The following is a 17,129-nucleotide window of genomic DNA, read 5'->3' as shown; positions in this document are numbered from 1 at the left end:
GATGGCGGGCCGTGCCGTAGCGTCCGCGCAGCCAACCCGTCAACACCCGTAAATCATATCGGGATTCACCAGTTTCCGCTCATCCTCGGAGGTAGGTACATGAGGCAGCATCAGGGTCGGTCACGGTCACGGCGCACCGCAGCGGCGGTGACGGCGCTGGCGATGCTGGCGGCCGGGTGCGCCTCCAACGGTGGCGCGACGGCCGGCAGCGACTCGGAGGCCGCTGAGGTGTCATCGGACCGGCTCGAGGAACTGCGGCTGGGGTACTTCCCCAACGTCACGCACGCGCCGGCGATCGTGGGTGTCGAGGACGGGATCCTGGCCGACGCCCTGGGTGACACCGAGCTGACCACCCGGACGTTCAACTCGGGCACCGAGGTGATCGAGGCGCTGCTCTCCGGTGCGCTGGACGCCAGCTACATCGGTCCCAGCCCGGCGATCAACGGTCACGGCCGCTCCGAAGGTCAGGCGCTGCGGATCGTGTCGGGCGCGACCTCGGGTGGTGCGAGCCTGGTCGTGCGAGACGGGATCGACAGCCCGGACGACCTGGTGGGCAAGACGCTTTCGACGCCATCGCTCGGCAACACCCAGGACGTCGCGCTGCGGGCATGGCTGGCCGATCAAGGCTTCGAGACGACGTTGGAGGGCGGCGGTGAGGTGACCATCCAGCCGCAGGACAACGCCGCGATCTTGGAGACGTTCATCTCCGGTCAGATCGACGGTGCCTGGGTGCCCGAACCGTGGCTGACCCGGCTGTTGGCCGAGGGCGACGGGCAGGTGCTGGTCGACGAGCGTGATCTGTGGCCCGACGGGCAGTTCGTCACCACCCACCTGATCGTGAGCACCCAGCTGCTCGAGGACCACCCCGACGTCGTGCGTGACCTGCTCACCGGCCACCTCGACACCCTCGACCAACTCGAGAGCGACCCCGAAGGCTCCCAGCAGACCGTCGCCGACGCGATCGAGACGCTCACCGGGGTGGGGCTCAACACCGATGTGCTCGCCGGCGCCTGGGACAACCTGACCTTCACCCCCGACCCGGTCGCGGACTCGCTGCGCAAGGGTGCCCAGGACGCTGCCGAGGTGGGTATCCACGACCCGGTCGACCTCGACGGCATCTACGAGCTCGGTCTCCTCAACGAGCTGCTCGCCGCCCGTGACGAGCAGGAGGTCAGCCAGTGACCCCTTCGCCCGCACCTTCCACCACCGACACCACGTCCCCCACCGGCACGCCAGCGATCACCGTCGAGCGCGTCCGCCGCAGCTTCGACGGTGGGGTCGTCGCACTCGATGGGCTGGACCTGGTCGTCCCACGCGGTGGGTTCACCTGCCTCGTCGGCGCGTCCGGCTGCGGCAAGTCCACGCTGTTGGACCTGCTCGCCGGACTGTCGTCACCCACCAGCGGCCGCGTCGCGGTCACCGGCCGGCCAGGGCTGCTGTTCCAGGAGGCCGCCCTGTTCCCCTGGCTGACCGCACAGCGGAACGTCGAGCTCGCCCTGCGTCTGCGCGGTGTCGGCCGTGCCGACCGGGCTGGCCGGGCCCGCGAACTGCTCGCCCGCGTGCACCTGACCGGCTTCGAGCACCACCGACCGCACGAACTGTCCGGCGGGATGCGCCAACGGGTCGCGCTCGCCCGCGCCCTGGCCCAGGACGCCGACGTGCTGCTGATGGACGAGCCCTTCGGCGCGCTCGACGCCATCACCCGCGACCTGCTCCACGACGAGCTCGAAGCGCTGTGGACCGACAGCGACCTGACCGTGGTGTTCGTCACCCACAACGTCCGCGAAGCCGTCCGCCTCGGCGACCAGGTCGTGGTGCTCACCAGCCGCCCCGGCCGTGTCGCCGCCACCTACCCCGTCGAGCTCCCCCGGCCCCGGTCGATCTCCGACCCGGACGTCGCCGAGCTCTCCGCCGAGATCCTGACCACCCTGCGCACCGAGGTCCGCCGCCATGCCCAGCACTGACCAACGCGACCACCTCGACGACCTCGCCGGCATCGACGCCCTCGACACCCCCACCCAGAAGCCACCCGCCGGGCGGACACGCCACGCCTGGTCGATCCTCTGGCCCAAACTCGCCGCCATCGCCATCTTCCTCGGCGGCTGGCAGATCGTGGTCTGGTCCGGCTGGCGCCCACCCTGGGTGCTGCCCGGCCCCCTCGACGCGCTCACCCGCCTCTGGCGATGGACCGCCGACGGCACCCTGATCTCCGCCACCTCCACCACCATGACCCGTGCCATCATCGGCTACGCGCTCGCCCTGCTGTTCGGCGCGGCGATCGGCCTGGCGGTCGCGACCATCCCCGTGCTGCGCACCGCGGTCGGCTCGCTGATCACCGGCGTGCAGACCATGCCATCCATCGCCTGGTTCCCGCTCGCCATCCTGCTCTTCCAGCTCTCCGAACGAGCCATCCTGTTCGTCATCGTCCTCGGCGCGGCACCAGCCATCGCCAACGGGCTCATCCACGGCATCGACCACACCCCACCGCTGCTCAACCGCGCCGGACGCGTCCTGGGAGCAACCGGCATCGACCGCTACCGGTTCGTGGTTCTGCCCGCGGCGCTGCCCGGCTTCGTCGGCGGCCTCAAACAAGGCTGGGCCTTCGCCTGGCGCAGCCTCATGGCCGGCGAACTCCTCGTTGTCATCGCCGAACGACCGTCCCTGGGCGTCCGCCTCCAGTTCGCACGCGAGCTCTCCGACGCCGAGGGACTACTGGCCACCATGCTCGTCATCCTCATCATCGGCGTCCTCGTCGACGCCCTGCTGTTCGCCCGCCTCGAACAGACCGTCCGCCGCCGATGGGGGCTCAACCCCCAGGCCTGACGCCCATCCACAAGCCCACGTCCACCAGCAGGTATCCGCCGCAGCTGCACTTGTCCGAGGGAGGCAGGACGTCGGGCGACGCCGCACAGGTGCGCGAACGATCCTTCGGAGCGAGCCGTTCGAGGTCGTCCCGGCCGTGATCAGCAGCCTGACGGCGGACCGCCGCCCGATACCGACCTGGCCGACGGGTGCCGACGCGGTCGCGCGGTCGCCGGGTGGAGCGGCTCATCGAACTCGACGATCTCGTCGACCAGTTCGAGGTAGCGGCCGGCGCGCTTCGTCAAGGCCAGCTCGGTCGCCGCAACGGCCCACGGGCCCAACGGGCCATGTTGAGAGCAGGGCATAACCGCCTCATGGTGTGATGGGGGCACGGCGTCGACCGGTTCTCCGGTCGCGGCGGCTACCAGCCGCGGGCGCGCCACTCGGCGAGGTGGGGGCGCTCGGCGCCGATGGTCGTGTCGTCACCGTGGCCAGGGTGGACGGCCGTCGCGTCGGGGAGGCGGTCGAAGAGCGTCTCCAAGCCGTCCATGATCCGGGCGTGGTCCTCGGGGTCTGTTGTCCGCCCAGGTCCGCCGGGGAACAGGGTGTCGCCGGAGATGAGGTGCGGCCGGTGCTCACCCTCGACGAGGTAGAGCAGCGAGCCTTCCGTGTGGCCCGGCAGGTGGATCACCTCGACCTGCAGTTCGCCGACCGTCAGTCGTTCACCGCCGTGCAACTCGCGGTCGACGGGGCGGGGGAACAGCTCGGCATCACCGGGGTGGCCCCACACCTCGAGGCCCTGCTCGTCGCGGACCCCGTCCCAGGCGCGGACGTGGTCCCAGTGTCCGTGGGTCTGGACAGCGGCCACGGGGGCGAAGCCCTCGAGCGCCTCGGCCAGCCGCTCCGGCCGCGCGGCGACGTCGACCAGTAGCGCGTCGCCGGTCCGGGTGCACGCCACCACGTAGACGTTGTTGTCGAACTCCTCGACCGAGAGCTTGCGCACCAGCAGGTGGCCGTCGTGGCGGTCGAGCCACTCGCCATCCGGTTCGACGTGTCCTCGGTCGACGTGCTGCCGTGGGTCGCCCACCCGTGCTCCGTTCGCCTCTCGCGCGGAGGGTAGACGGGCGCGACCGCCGCCCTGCTGCCCGCGCCCGTACGGCCGGCGAGGCCGGCCGCACGGGCGCGGGGGGAGGTGCGGTCAGGTCGGCGAGCGACGTCGCCGGCCGGCGACCCGCAGCGATCGCGACCCGGTCAGCAGCAGGCCCAGAGCCAGGACCACGAACAGCAGGAGGTTCGACCCGGTGAACGGGAGGCTGCCCGTGGGGGTCGGCGCCACGGGCAACGACCCGGCATCGCTGACGTCGAGGACCGCCACGCACGCCGGGGCGAGGTCCTCATCGTCGGGTGAGCAGTTCGAGCCTGGGCCGGAACCGACCACGACGTTGCGCACGGCCGCTCCGGCGGGTGCATCGTCGTCGAGTCGTACCGTGTAGGTGACGGTCGCCACCTCGCCGGCCTCGAGGTCGCCTTCCCAGCTGAGGATCGGCCGGGTGTACGACAGGCTCCCGACGTCGGCAGCGGTGTCATCGAGCCACGTGGCGTGCTCGAGGACGGCGGACAGGTCGTCGGTGAACGACAGCCCGTCGAGTTGTACGCCACCTCGGTTGGCGACCGTGACCTGATACGTGACGTCGTCACCACCGCGGACCGGTCGGTCCACGGGATCGACGATGACCTTCTCGTAGGTGACGGCCCGGACCGTATCGTCGGTCGTGCACTCGGCCGTGTCAGGCGGACAGTTGCTCCCGCCGATCACGGTGTTGACGAGGCGGCCGTCGCCGAGGTCGTCGGCGTCGTTGACCGTGACCGTGTACCGCAGTTCCACGGTCGCGTCGGGTTCGATGTCGACCTGCCAGCGCAGCACTGGCTCGGTGTAGCTCACCGTACCGGCGGTAACAGCGGCGTCGCCGTTGTAGACCGCCGTGTCGAGGACGCCCGAGAGGTCGTCGACGATCAGCTCCTGCTCGACGAGCGCGGCCCCGAGGTTGTGAGCCAGGATCCGGTAGGTCACGACGTCACCGGGGACCGGATCGGACGGCGACAGCAGCTCCTTGGTGACCGCGATGTTCCTCTGGCTGGTGACCGTCGAGCAGTCCGGGTCGACGGGGTCGGGGGGTGGACAGTTCGAGTTCGGTCCGTCAGCGATCACCTGGTTGCGCAGGACCCCGTCGCCCGTCATCGGATCGTCAAGGATCACCGAGTAGGTGACCGTGGCGACCTCCCCGACAGCGAGGTCGCCTGTCCAGGTCAACACCGGCTCGCTGTAGGACACGTTGCCGAGGTCGGTGGCCGCGTCGTCGGCGTAGCTGGCGTCGTCGAGCACCTCCGACAGGTCGTCGGTGAAGCTCTGGTCGACGAGGTCGACCTGACCGGTGTTGGTCACGGTCACCTCGTAGGCGACGCGGTCGCCCGGCTCGAGGTCGTCGACCGCGCCGCCGACCACCGTCTTGTGGAAGTGGATCCCTGGCAGCTCGGCGATGGTCACGCACGTCGGGTCGAACGTCGGGTCCGCCGGGTCGGTGATCGCCGGGTCGGGACAGTCGCCCCCGGTGACGGCGTTGACGAGGGTGAAGTCCCCGACGATCGGGGAGTCGACCGTGACCGAGTAGGTGATCGTGGCGCTCTGCCCGACGTCGAGGTCGCCGATCCACGCGATCCTCGGCGCGGCGTAGCCGACCGTGCCCGTGGTGGCGCTGGCGTCGTCGTTGTAGCTCGCGTCATCGAGGACGCCGGACAGGTCGTCGGCGAAGGTCGCGGCGTCGACACCGGTGAGCGCGGTGGCGCCGGTGTTGGTCACCGCGATCTCGTAGGCGACGGTGTCACCCGGCTCGACCGAGGTCGGCACCGTGGACGACTTCACGACCGTGTAGGCCGCGATGTCGGTGATCGCGACGCAGTTCGGATCGAAGCCGGCGTCCTCGGGGTCGAGCACAGCGGGGTCGGGGCAGTTCGGCGCGCCGGTGACGGCGTTGACCAGTCGCCCATCACCGAGATCGGCAGCGTCGGCGACCGTGACCGAGTAGGTGATCGTCACGATCTCGCCGACCAGCAGCGGCCCCTCCCACGACAGCACCGGTTCCACGTAGCTCAGTGTCCCTGCGCCGCCGGCATCCGCATCGTCGTTGTACACGGCGTCGTCGAGCACCTCGGACAGGTCGTCCGCGATCGACGGCAGCGCCGCCGGGTCGGTCAGGGCCACGTTGCCGGTGTTCTGCAGGGTGATCGTGTACCCGACCGTGTCGCCCGGCTCCACAGCCCCGGTCGCGTCCGACGTCTTGACCGACGTCCACGCCGCGATGTCGATGATCTCGACGCAGTCGGGGTCGAAGGCGGGATCGTCGGCATCGAACACCGGCGGGTTCGGGCAGCCGGAGAGCAGCAGCGCGTTGAGCAACTGCCCGTCACCCAGCTCATCGGCGTCGTTGACCGTCACCGAGTAGGTGATCGTGACCGAGTCACCCGGGTCACCGGCCGCCGCGAGCGGACCGTGCCAGGTCAGCTGCTGGTCGACGGCATCGAAGGAGAGGGTTCCACTGGTCGCGACGGCGTCCCCGTTGAAGGTCGCGTCGTCGAGGACCTGTGACAGGTCGTCGTGGGCGACCGCGTTGTGGGCGGCACCGGGCCCGGTGTTGGAGATCGTGAGCTGGTAGGTGATGGTGTCACCGGCCTCGACCTGGCCTGCCGCATCCGACGTCTTGACTCCTGCCAGTTGCGGCTGCGGGACCTCGGTGAAGCAGGCGGGGTCGCTCGGTGGGCTCGCCTCACAGTTCGAGCCTGGTCCCTCGCCGACGATCGCGTTGAACAGGACGGCGTCACCACCGGGCGGGTCATCGATCGTCACCGAGTAGGTCACGATCGCGCTCTCGCCGCTCGCGAGGTCACCGCTCCAGCTCACGGTGTCGGGCGGGTCGAAGCTGACCGTCCCGGGCCCGTCGACGAGCGTGAGATCGTCGTTGTAGGTGGCGTCGTCGAGCACGTCGCTGAGGTCGTCGGAGAACGACAGGTCCGTCAGGTCGACACCGCCGACGTTGGAGACGGTGACCGTGTAGGTGAAGGTGTCACCGGGCTGCAGGACGGCGACATCCGCCGGGTCGACGGTCTTCTCGAAGTGGACCCGGCCGACCCGCACGAGGTAGTCCTCGACCTCGCCCGAGGAGGCGGCACCGGTCGGCTGGGGGTCCGCGACGGTGCCACCGAACAGCCGGAACCGGGCGTAGGTGTCCTCGAGGGTCGTGCCCGCCGGGAACTCCAGCGTGTAGGTCGCCGTCCCGGAGTTGGCCGGGATGGTGAGCAGCGGAGCTCGGTCGCCCGCATCGAAGGTCCCCGTGCCAGCGAGATCCAGCCAGCCGGCCAGCGTGGCGGGCTGGTCGGTGTCGTTGGTCACGATCACGTCGACGGTGGTCGGTTCGCCAGGGAGCGTGAGGATCGGATCGGCCACCCCGTCGTCGGTGTCGGTATCCGCCCCGACGGAGGGCAGCGCGTCCGGCTCGGGGTCGACGGTGACACCGAGCATCAACGACGTCGTGCTGGTCGCTTCGTCGAAGTCCCGCAGGCCGTGGCGTGCCCCGTCGGCGGCCAGCAGCGTCCCGTAGCTCGCAGGAGCGTCACCGAAGTCGAGGAGGACGCGAGCCTCGATGCACATCGCGCCGTCGTTGCTGCCGGACGCCGGCCCCGCGGCGAAGAACTCGGCTGTGGCGGCCAGGACGTCGATCCGGAAGATGTCGCCGCTGGCGTTGACCGAGCCGTAGAGGAAGCCGTCGGCGTCGGCGTAGACGGCACCCATGCCGCCGAGGTTGCCGAGGCTGCCGCCGTGGGGCTCCCACTGGTGGCTGGCGCGGTCGAACCGGAACAGCCGGAAGTCGGTACCGCCCTGGGAAGCGACCGTGTAGAGGTAGTCGCCGCCACCGGGCACGACCGCCCAGTCGGCGAAGCCCCAGCCGTCGATGCCCGGGTGGGTGCCGGAGGCCAGCAACTCGAAGTAGGTCGGTGAGGTGGGGTCGAGATCGATCTGCCACCATTCCGTCCCGTTGGCGAGCCAGAAGTGCCCGTTCTCGTCGACATCGCCGACGTGCCGGCCGACGGCCGGGACGCCATCCGGGTTGCCGAGCCCCTCGACCCCCCCGTCGGCGCCGACGCGGATGATCTGACGAGCCGCGACGTCCGCGCTGTTCGCGTAGCCGTAGATGTAGCTGTCCAGCAGGTTGTAGCCGACGGCGTTGAGCTCGGCGTCGTGGTAGCCACTCGCGATCGTGTCGTACTCGCCCGTCACCAGGTCGACGGCGTAGATCGTGGTCGGGGCCTGGAACAGGATCCCGTCCGGGGTGCACTGCCACGTTTCCAGATCCGAGTTCGCCACCGCGACGTCCTCGACCTCGCCGGCCGAGGCGGCCCCCGTCGGCGCCTCGGCCGTTGCGGGCGCGGGCTCGCCAGGCTCGTCATCGAAGGCACCGTCGGCGTCCGGTTCGTCGCCCTCCTCGGCGGCGGTCACGTCCTCCGCCGGCTCCGCAGCGGCATCGACGCCGTCGCCGCTGTCGGCCTCGCCCGAGTCGGTCTCGCCGGCATCGGCCTGACCCGCCTCGGTCTCGGTCTGCTCCACCGCGTCGGCGCCATCGCCCTCGTCCGCGGCGCCCGTGTCGTCGGCAGGGTCGGCGGGGGACCGTTGCTCGGCGGCCTCGCCCCTGGGGGGCGCCGCCCTCCCGGGCTCCTGCGCCGCCGCTCGTGGCGCCGGTAGTGCGACGAGCACCAGTAGCGCCACCAGCATCGCTGCGAGGAGCGACCTGACGCCTGCGTGTCGGACCTGGATCTGTGTACTCGTCGGCATGGATGCCCCTCGTCTCGGTCGGGCGCTCGGCTGGCGCCACGTCCCGCGGGCGGCCTCGCGGTGTGTGGTCGAAGAACTACAGAGAGCGACCACCTACGGGGGTCGGTTCTTACCCGCCGACGGTGTGCTCGGCACGCTCGGTGATCCCATCGGGACCGAACATCAGTCGGATGTCGTAGGCCCACTCGGTGGCTTCGCGCCGAGGAACGGGACGATCCGGAGCGTCTGGGCGCGGGTGCGAGCGAGCCGGACCGGGAGCATCCTCCAGGCCGCGGCGGCTAGGCTCACCGTGCGTGACCTTCGGTGTCCGCATCGAGAGGAGGCTGGACCGCAGGTGGGCGCTGACACGGGGGAGCGCGAGACCGCGGAGGCCGAACCGGACCCGGCACCGGCGCGCCGGCCGACCGTGGGTGACGGGGCGCGTGGGACGCGTGCCCGAGTCCTCGGTCCACTCGCCCTCGAGAACGAGCGGGGGCCCCTCCGTCTGCCCAGCGACGGCCGCGTTCGGGCCCTGCTCGAGCACCTGTTGCTGCGGCCGAACGAGACCCACAGCGTCACGGCGCTGTCCGAGCACCTCTGGCCTGGTCAGACGGTGGACGTCGGCGTCGCAGCCGGTCGGCTGCAGACCACGGTCAGCCGGCTGCGCCGGTTGCTCGACCCGCAGCACCAGGTTGCGGCCGCGACGTCGCTGACCGTGGTGACCGACCGCGGCGGGTACCGGCTCCACGCCACGCCGGACACCCTGGACCGACTGGCGTTCGAAGCGGCTGCCGCTGCCGCGCTCGATGGCAGCGGCCGCGGTCAGCCTGCCCAAGCCCTCGCGCTGTGGCAGGGCGAGCCGTACACGGGTTTCACCATGCGTCGCGAGGTCCAGACCCAGCGGCGGCGTCTCGACGCTCTCCGCCGCCGCCTGCTCGAGGCACGGCGGGTGCTCCCTGGCGCCGACCTCGAGCGCCAGCTCCTGCGAGCCAAGCTGCAGCAGCCGCGTTCGGAGGGTCCCGGGATCGTCACCAGACGGCGTCTCCTCGCGGCCACCCCGGACGCCAGCGGCGTCGACGTCCTCGCGGTGAGTGCTCCGGCCGGCTACGGCAAGTCGACGTTCGTCGCGCAGTGGGTCCGCAGCCAAGGCATCCCCGTCGCCTGGGTGAACCTCGACGAGGACGACGATGATCCGTCGCGGTTCTGGAGCTCGGTGGTGCATGCGCTCGCCGCGGCGGGCATCCCCATCCCGGGGGGCGTCCCGCGAGACGAGCGCGGATCCGACCTGCCGCCAGCCCGTCTGCCGAGCGTCATCGCGTCCGTCATCGGCGAGGTCGACTCGCCCCTCGTGCTCGTGCTCGATGACCTCCACCGGCTCGGCCATCCGACGCTCATCGCCCAGCTCGACGGCTTCGTCGCGGCCCTTCCGGCGTCCGCGACGCTGGCGTACACCTCGCGGCGCGCGTTGCCTCCTCGCCTCGGGCGTTTCGCCGTGGCAGGGCGGGCACGCGTGGTGACGGCCGCCGAGCTGCGGTTCGACCTGGCCGAGGTCGCCGAACTGCTCGAGGCTTCCGGCACCTGCACCACCGACGACGACATCCGCCAGGTGCACGAACGTAGCGAGGGGTGGCCGGTCGCCGTTCGGCTGTCGCGCCCGGCAGAGGACCACCCTGCCGATCAGGTGCCCACGGCCCTGGCGCGGTACATCGTCGACGAGGTCGTGGCGGACCTACCGACCGACGTCGCCACGTTCGTGCTCGGAACCGCGCACCTCGATCGCTTCTCCCGTCCACTCTGCGACGCCGTCATGAAGCGGCGCGATGCCGGCGAGATCCTGGCCTGGCTCAGGCGTCACGAGTGGTTCGTCGTGGAGGACGCGATCGAGCCTGGCTGGTACCGATACCACGGCCTGATCGCCGCCGAACTGCGTCGCCACGCCAGGACAGGAGGCGCCGTCGATCGGCAGGCCCTCGACCGTCGCGCCGCACGCTGGCTGAGCACCCATGGCCGCGGAAGGGACGCCCTCGATCACGCCGTCCGCGGTCGCGACCGCGAGACGGTCGCGGCGATCGCAGGCGACCTCCTCGTTGCCGCGGCCCAGCGCGGTGAGTTCCTGGTGGCCCGCTCGTGGCTCGAACGGCTCGACCACGAGGATCTGGCCCACGTCCCGGGAACACACGCCGTCGCCGTCGTGCTCGCGGCCGTGCTGGCGGACCAGTCGACGCGGTTGCGCTGGGTCCGCAGCCACCGGCGCGCCGGCGGTGCCGTCGAGGACGTCGTGGCGACCTTCGCCCGGGCGCTCGACAGCTTGCGCGAGGGACGCTCGACGGAGGCGGTGGCGTCGCTCGACCGGGTCCTCCGCGACGCGCGCTCGTCCGTCGACGTGCTCGGCCCCGACCTCTCCGGTCTCCTGGTCAGCAGTGCCCTGTCGAACCAGGTGCTGGCCCGTCTGTTGCAGGACACCCTCCGTCACGACGACGAACTGTTCGCACGTGCCGTGACGCTCAGCCGGCCCACCGCGCCCCAGATCGCCGGTTGGATCCACTCGTACTGGGCCCTGGCGGCGTACATCGACGGGGACGTCGAGATGGCGGCATCCCTCGCGGCCGAGTTCCATGCCGGACGGCGCGCGCTCGATGCCTGGGCGGATGCGACCTTCGAGAGCTCGGTCATCGGAGCGCTGATCGTCTCGAGCCGCACCGCTGATCCTGCGACGCATCGGCGTCTGGCGGCCGGCCTCGAGCCCGAGGTCCGGTGGATGGAGGCACAGGGGTGGGCGACCCAGGTCGCGGTGGCCCGGCTCGTCGCCGCGTGCCTCTACCGGCGCGCCGGAGCGAGCGTCGAGGCAGCCGTGCACGCGGGTCGAGCAGACGTCCTGCTCCGCACCTTCGAGGACGCGCCCTTCCTGCACCGCCTCCGCGAGCACCTGAGTGGTGCGACCCGGACCCCCTCGGCGCCGACCCCGGTCCCCGGTGTGCTGGACACGCTGACCGATCGTGAGCGGACGGTGCTGGGCCTCCTCGCCACCGACCGTTCGCTGGGGCAGATCGCGACCGCGCTCCACATCAGCCCACACACCGTCCGCAGCCACACGGCCGCGATCTACCGCAAGCTCGGTGTCCACAGCCGTCACGAGGCGATCCTCGCGGTACGAGCCTTCGACGATCTCTGAGCCATCGCCTGTCACCGGTGACAGCGGCCGGGGCGACGTTCGTTCGCCGGGCCCATTGCTCGGGCGCCGCCCCACGGGCAACGTCCGGCGCCACGCCCGCGCCCGGGCGCGGTCGGGGATGGACCAGGGGGGCAGGGTTGCGACGTCACGCGGACGACGATCGCTGCACCGGACGTGGCGTGACCACGTCGGACGGCTGTTCGTGTCCGGCGGGCACCCCCGACGACTGCACGCTTCCGGTCGTCCCGGCGGACCGGGCTGCTCGATCGACCGATCCGGCCGCGGCGCTCGGGGCGCGCGCACTCGAGCTGGTCACCTCGACGCTGGGTCTCGACGCCGCGGGCTGGCTCGTCCTGGATCGTCGCGGCAGACTCACGCTCGCGGTCACCCACGAACCCGCGCCGTGGCCCCGGCCCGCCGACCTGGCTCTTCGGACCTACGCACACCGCTTCCGGGGGGTGGATCCCTTCTGCGCGACCGACCGCACGGGCGGGGTCCGCCCGGTCGTGACGGACACGACGGTCACCGGCCACCTCGAGTTCGAACGCCTGCCGTACTTCCAGCGGTGGATGGCCCCCCTCGGGCTGGCGCACATGGCATCGTTGAACCTGTCGCTGGACGGTCGGCTGGTCGCCCAGCTCTGGGCTGGCCGCAGCCGCGGTCGCGGTGGCTTCACGACGGCCGACACGGCCATCCTGCAGCGGCTCCATGCACTCCTGCAGGCGATGCTTCCGTTCCTGCCGGACGCGCTGACGGCGACGTGGGTGCTCGAGGGAGCGGGGCTGACGCCGCGCGAACTCGACGTGGCTCGTGTGGCCGCCACCGGCGCGACCAACAACGAGATCGCGCGAGCGCTCCACATCGCACCCGGCACCGTCCGCACCCACCTCCACCACGTCTTCGAGAAGCTGGGCGTCAACAGCCGCGCCCAGCTCGTACGCCTGGGTGAGCAGTTGACGCCCGCCGCGCCGGTCGCGCCGCGAGCGCGAGGATCCTCCGGCGACGCCCCCTCGCCCGACGCTCCCGTCCCGTGACGGCTGGTTCAGCCGCGCACGCTGGCGAACTCGAGCTCGTTGCCGCTCGGCCGTCCCTCAGCGAACGCGGTGGCGTTACCGAGCGTGGTCTCGGCGATGTTGCGCAGCGCCTCCTCGGTGAAGAACGCCTGGTGCGCGGTGATCAGCACGTTGGGGAAGGTCAGCAGCCGGGCGAACACGTCGTCCTGGATGCCGGTGTCCGACAGGTCCTCGAAGAACAGGTCCCCCTCCTCCTCGTACACGTCGAGGGCGAGGTGGCCGATGCGGCCGTCCTTGAGGGCCTGGATGGCGGCGGGCGTGTCGATCAGGGCGCCGCGGCTGGTGTTGACGATCATCACGCCCGGCTTCACCTTGCGGAGGGCGTCCTCGTCGATGAGGTGGTGGGTGTCGGGGGTCAGCGGGCAGTGCAGGGTGATGACGTCGCACTCGGCCAGCAGGGTGTCGAGGTCCTCGTAGCGGACGCCGAGGTCGCGGACGTCCTCGTTGCGCACCGGGTCATAGGCGCGGATGGAGCACCCGAAGCCGCGCATGATCCGGGCAACGATCTGCCCGATCCTGCCCGTGCCGACGATCCCGATGCGCTTGTTGCGCAGGTCGAAGCCGAGCAGCCCCTCGAGCGAGAAGTTGCCGTCGCGGACGCGGTTGGCCGCGCGCGGGATCTGGCGTTCCACGGCGAGCATCAGCGCGACCGTGTGCTCGGCGACGGCGTAGGGCGAGTAGGCCGGGACCCGGGTGACCGTCAGCCCGTGTTCGCGTGCGGCCGCGAGGTCGACGTGGTTGTAGCCCGCCGATCGCAGGGTCAGCAGCCGTGTCCCGCCAGCCGCCAGCTGGGACATCACGTCGGCGTCGAGCCGGTCGTTGACGAAGGCGCACACCGCCTCGAACCCCTCCGCGAGCTGTGCGGTGGTGGCGTCCAGGCGGGCCTCGAGGTGGGTCAGTTCGTGCCCGTGACGGGCGTTGGCCTCGTCGAGGAAGCGACGGTCGTACCCGCGTGAGCTGAACACGGCGATGCGCACGGTGGTCCTGTCGGGGTCGGGCGGTCCGGTGGTTCCGAGCGTAGGCAGCGCCTCACCGGCAGGTTCCCGTTCGTGCAGGACGTGCCGACCGGTAGCGGCCAGGCTCCGGCCCACGGTGAACCCAGATGGAAGGCTGGTCGACCGGGATGCGTGAACGAACGGATGTTCGACTCCCGCGGCCGGGTTCGGTACCGTCGGGTGTCGGTACCCTCGGGTCGCGGCCACCTCCGCACGCCTCACCTCCCGTGGCCCGCTGACCTGCGAAGACCCGCCGACTGCGAAGAAGTGGCCGGCTGGTCTGCCGCCGCTCCCGCCCGCCTGCTGCCGGAGGACCTGCGTGGCCGCCAGCCCCCGTCGTAGCGCCGTCCGCGACCGGATCGTCGTGCGCGGTGCGCGTGAGCACAACCTCAAGGACGTCGACCTCGACATCCCCCGCGACGCCCTGGTGGTGTTCACCGGCCTGTCGGGATCGGGCAAGTCCAGCCTCGCCTTCGACACCATCTACGCCGAGGGACAGCGTCGCTACGTCGAGTCGCTGTCGGCCTACGCCCGCCAGTTCCTCGGGCAGATGGACAAGCCGGACGTCGACTTCATCGAGGGGCTGTCGCCGGCGATCTCGATCGACCAGAAGTCGACCTCACGCAACCCGCGGTCGACGGTCGGCACCATCACCGAGATCTACGACTACCTGCGCCTGCTGTACGCCCGTATCGGTCAGCCGCACTGCCCCAACTGCAGCCGCCCGATCGCCCGCCAGACCGCCGAGCAGATCGTCGACCAGGTCCACGAGTTGCCGGCCGGCACCCGGTTCCAGGTCCTGGCGCCCGTGGTCCGCGACCGCAAGGGCGAGCACGCCGCCCTGTTCCAGCAGCTGTCGACCGCCGGGTACGCCCGCGTCCGGGTCGACGGCGAGGTGTACCCGATCGACGAGGTGCCCAAGCTCGCCAAGACCTACAAGCACACCATCGAGGTGGTGGTCGACCGGCTGGTCCAGAAGGAGGACATGCGTCGCCGGCTCGCGGACTCGATCGAGACCGCGCTCCAGCTCGCCGACGGCGTCGCGATGATCGAGGTCGTGCCCTCGCGCGAGGCGGTCGAGCGCGCCGAGGCGGAGGGACTCCCCGCGGCCGAGGCCGAGACGCTGATCTTCTCCGAGCACCTCGCCTGCGCTCACTGCAGCCTGTCGTACGAGCAGCTCGCCCCGCGCAGCTTCTCGTTCAACTCGCCGTACGGGGCGTGCGAGACCTGCAGCGGCCTCGGCACGCAGCTCACCGTCGACCCCGAGCTCGTCCTCGGCGACCCCGACCTGTCGGTCGAGGAGGGCGTGGTCCTGCCGTGGGGGACCGGCCAGCAGTCCAACTACTACCGCCAACTGCTGCGCGCCACCGTCCAGCACGCCGGCGGCGACGCGTCCGCGCCGTGGGGCGAGCTGAGCGCCGACGTGCAGGACGCGGTGCTGCACGGCCTGCCCGACCGCGTCCACGTCAGCTACACCAACCGGTACGGCCGCAAGCGGTCGTACAAGGCCAAGGTCGAGGGCGTGATCCCCTCGCTCCTGCGGCGCCACGCCGAGACCGAGTCCTCGCACGTGCGTGAGCAGGTCGAGCAGTACATGCGTGAGGTGCCTTGCCCCAAGTGCCACGGCAAGCGCCTCAAGCCCATCGTGCTCGGCGTCACCATCGGCGGCACCTCCATCGCCGAGCTGACCAGCATGTCGGTGGCCGAGGCGGACGCCTTCGTCACCGGTCTCGAGCTGTCCGACCGTGACGCGCTGATCGGCGCCCGGGTGGTCAAGGAGATCCGCGCCCGGCTGACCTTTCTGCTCGACGTGGGTCTGGACTACCTGACCCTGGACCGCCCGGCCGGCTCGCTGTCGGGTGGCGAGGCCCAGCGGATCCGGCTCGCGACCCAGATCGGTGCGGGCCTCGTCGGCGTCCTCTACGTGCTCGACGAGCCGTCGATCGGGCTGCACCAGCGCGACAACGAGCGGCTGATCGAGACCCTCATCCGGCTGCGTGACCTCGGCAACACCCTCATCGTGGTCGAGCACGACGAGGCCACCATCGACGCGGCCGACCACGTGGTCGACATCGGCCCCGGTGCCGGCGTGCGCGGGGGCGAGATCGTGCACTCCGGCTCGGTCGAGGGGCTGAAGCGCCTCAAGCGCAAGTCGCTGACCGGTGCGTACCTGTCGGGCGAGCGCAGCATCCCGATCCCGGGGGAGCGGCGGTCCGGCGACGGTCGCAGCCTGTCGGTCCGTGGGGCGATCGAGCACAACCTGCGTGACCTCGACGTCGACCTGCCGATCGGCACCTTCACCTGCGTGACGGGCGTGTCGGGGTCGGGCAAGTCCACCCTGGTCAACGACATCCTGTCGCGGGCGCTGATGCGCCACGTCTACGGCTCGCGTGAGCTGCCCGGCCGGCACGTGCGCATCGAGGGCCTCGAGGAGGTCGACAAGGTCGTCGTCGTCGACCAGTCGCCCATCGGTCGCACGCCGCGCTCCAACCCGGCGACCTACACCGGGGTGTTCGACCACGTCCGCAAGCTCTACGCGAGCACCCAGGAGGCCAAGGTCCGCGGCTACATGCCGGGGCGCTTCTCCTTCAACGTCAAGGGCGGCCGCTGCGAGTCGTGCCGCGGTGACGGCACGCTCAAGATCGAGATGCACTTCCTGCCCGACGTGTACGTGCCGTGCGAGGTCTGCAAGGGGCGGCGCTACAACCGCGAGACCCTCGAGGTGCACTACAAGGGCAAGACCATCGCCGAGGTGCTCCAGCTGTCCATCGAAGAGGCGCTGGAGTTCTTCGCCAACATCCCCGCCATCGCCGGCCACATGCAGACCCTCGTCGACGTCGGCCTCGGCTACGTCCGCCTCGGCCAGCCGGCGACGACCCTGTCGGGCGGCGAGGCTCAGCGGGTCAAGCTCGCCTCCGAGCTGCGCAAGCGCGCGACCGGCCAGACGGTCTACATCCTCGACGAGCCGACGACCGGTCTGCACTTCGAGGACGTCCGGCGTCTGCTCGAGGTGCTGCACCGCCTGGTCGACAAGGGCAACACGGTGATCGTCATCGAGCACAACCTCGACGTGATCAAGACCGCCGACCACCTGCTCGACCTCGGTCCCGAGGGCGGGAACGGCGGCGGGATGATCGTGGCCCAGGGCACCCCCGAGGAGGTGGCGGCCACGGCCGGCAGCTACACCGGCAAGTTCCTGGCCGACGTGCTCGGTCGGAGGTAGGTGG

10 protein-coding genes are annotated in these 17,129 nt (G+C 71.0%); 6 read left to right on the top strand and 4 right to left on the bottom strand.

Going from position 1 to position 17,129, the window contains the following annotated elements; translation table 11 throughout:
- Window positions 1–99 precede the first annotated feature (99 nt).
- From NITAL_RS18460 to NITAL_RS18450, 3 genes are read left to right on the top strand one after another with little or no spacing between them, the layout of a single operon-like run.
- The gene (locus NITAL_RS18460) at window positions 100–1,182 is read left to right on the top strand and encodes an ABC transporter substrate-binding protein (RefSeq protein ID WP_052667623.1); all 1,083 of its coding nucleotides are present in this window, start codon (window positions 100–102) and stop codon (window positions 1,180–1,182) included.
- Window positions 1,179–1,964 (top strand): ABC transporter ATP-binding protein, encoded by a 786-nt coding sequence (locus NITAL_RS18455; RefSeq protein ID WP_052667622.1) that lies wholly within the window; start codon window positions 1,179–1,181, stop codon window positions 1,962–1,964. Before NITAL_RS18460 ends, NITAL_RS18455 begins: the two co-directional genes overlap by 4 nt.
- Complete coding sequence (locus tag NITAL_RS18450) at window positions 1,951–2,823, top strand: ABC transporter permease (RefSeq protein ID WP_052667621.1); 873 nt, start codon at window positions 1,951–1,953, stop codon at window positions 2,821–2,823. Before NITAL_RS18455 ends, NITAL_RS18450 begins: the two co-directional genes overlap by 14 nt.
- Window positions 2,824–2,963: 140 nt before the next feature.
- Here the strand turns inward: NITAL_RS18450 and NITAL_RS28620 are convergent, their stop codons facing one another.
- The 3 genes from NITAL_RS28620 to NITAL_RS18440 all read right to left on the bottom strand — a co-directional run bounded on the left by NITAL_RS28620 (window position 2,964) and on the right by NITAL_RS18440 (window position 8,683).
- Complete coding sequence (locus tag NITAL_RS28620; RefSeq protein ID WP_157041944.1) at window positions 2,964–3,107, bottom strand: hypothetical protein; 144 nt, start codon at window positions 3,105–3,107, stop codon at window positions 2,964–2,966.
- 116 nt (window positions 3,108–3,223) lie between these two features.
- Window positions 3,224–3,889, bottom strand: coding sequence for an MBL fold metallo-hydrolase (locus NITAL_RS18445; protein WP_052667620.1), 666 nt, complete (start codon window positions 3,887–3,889; stop codon window positions 3,224–3,226).
- A 111-nt stretch (window positions 3,890–4,000) separates the two neighbouring features.
- Complete coding sequence (locus NITAL_RS18440; protein ID WP_052667619.1) at window positions 4,001–8,683, bottom strand: DUF7927 domain-containing protein; 4,683 nt, start codon at window positions 8,681–8,683, stop codon at window positions 4,001–4,003.
- 334 nt (window positions 8,684–9,017) lie between these two features.
- Between NITAL_RS18440 and NITAL_RS18430 the strand changes: the two genes are divergently transcribed.
- Together NITAL_RS18430 and NITAL_RS29020 are read left to right on the top strand one after the other, a co-directional pair.
- Window positions 9,018–11,834 (top strand): winged helix-turn-helix domain-containing protein, encoded by a 2,817-nt coding sequence (locus NITAL_RS18430; protein ID WP_169786890.1) that lies wholly within the window; start codon window positions 9,018–9,020, stop codon window positions 11,832–11,834.
- Window positions 11,835–12,013: 179 nt separating this feature from the next.
- Window positions 12,014–12,868 (top strand): helix-turn-helix transcriptional regulator, encoded by an 855-nt coding sequence (locus NITAL_RS29020; protein ID WP_245617691.1) that lies wholly within the window; start codon window positions 12,014–12,016, stop codon window positions 12,866–12,868.
- A gap of 8 nt (window positions 12,869–12,876) precedes the next feature.
- Here the strand turns inward: NITAL_RS29020 and NITAL_RS18420 are convergent, their stop codons facing one another.
- Complete coding sequence (locus tag NITAL_RS18420; RefSeq protein WP_052669804.1) at window positions 12,877–13,884, bottom strand: 2-hydroxyacid dehydrogenase; 1,008 nt, start codon at window positions 13,882–13,884, stop codon at window positions 12,877–12,879.
- A 337-nt stretch (window positions 13,885–14,221) separates the two neighbouring features.
- Between NITAL_RS18420 and uvrA the strand changes: the two genes are divergently transcribed.
- On the top strand, window positions 14,222–17,125 hold the full coding sequence (uvrA, locus tag NITAL_RS18415) for an excinuclease ABC subunit UvrA (protein ID WP_052667615.1): 2,904 nt from the start codon (window positions 14,222–14,224) through the stop codon (window positions 17,123–17,125).
- The last annotated feature ends 4 nt before the right edge of the window (window positions 17,126–17,129 follow it).

Source organism: Nitriliruptor alkaliphilus DSM 45188, assembly GCF_000969705.1.
Taxonomy (GTDB): domain Bacteria; phylum Actinomycetota; class Nitriliruptoria; order Nitriliruptorales; family Nitriliruptoraceae; genus Nitriliruptor; species Nitriliruptor alkaliphilus.
This window is presented reverse-complemented; position numbering and strand designations above follow the sequence as displayed.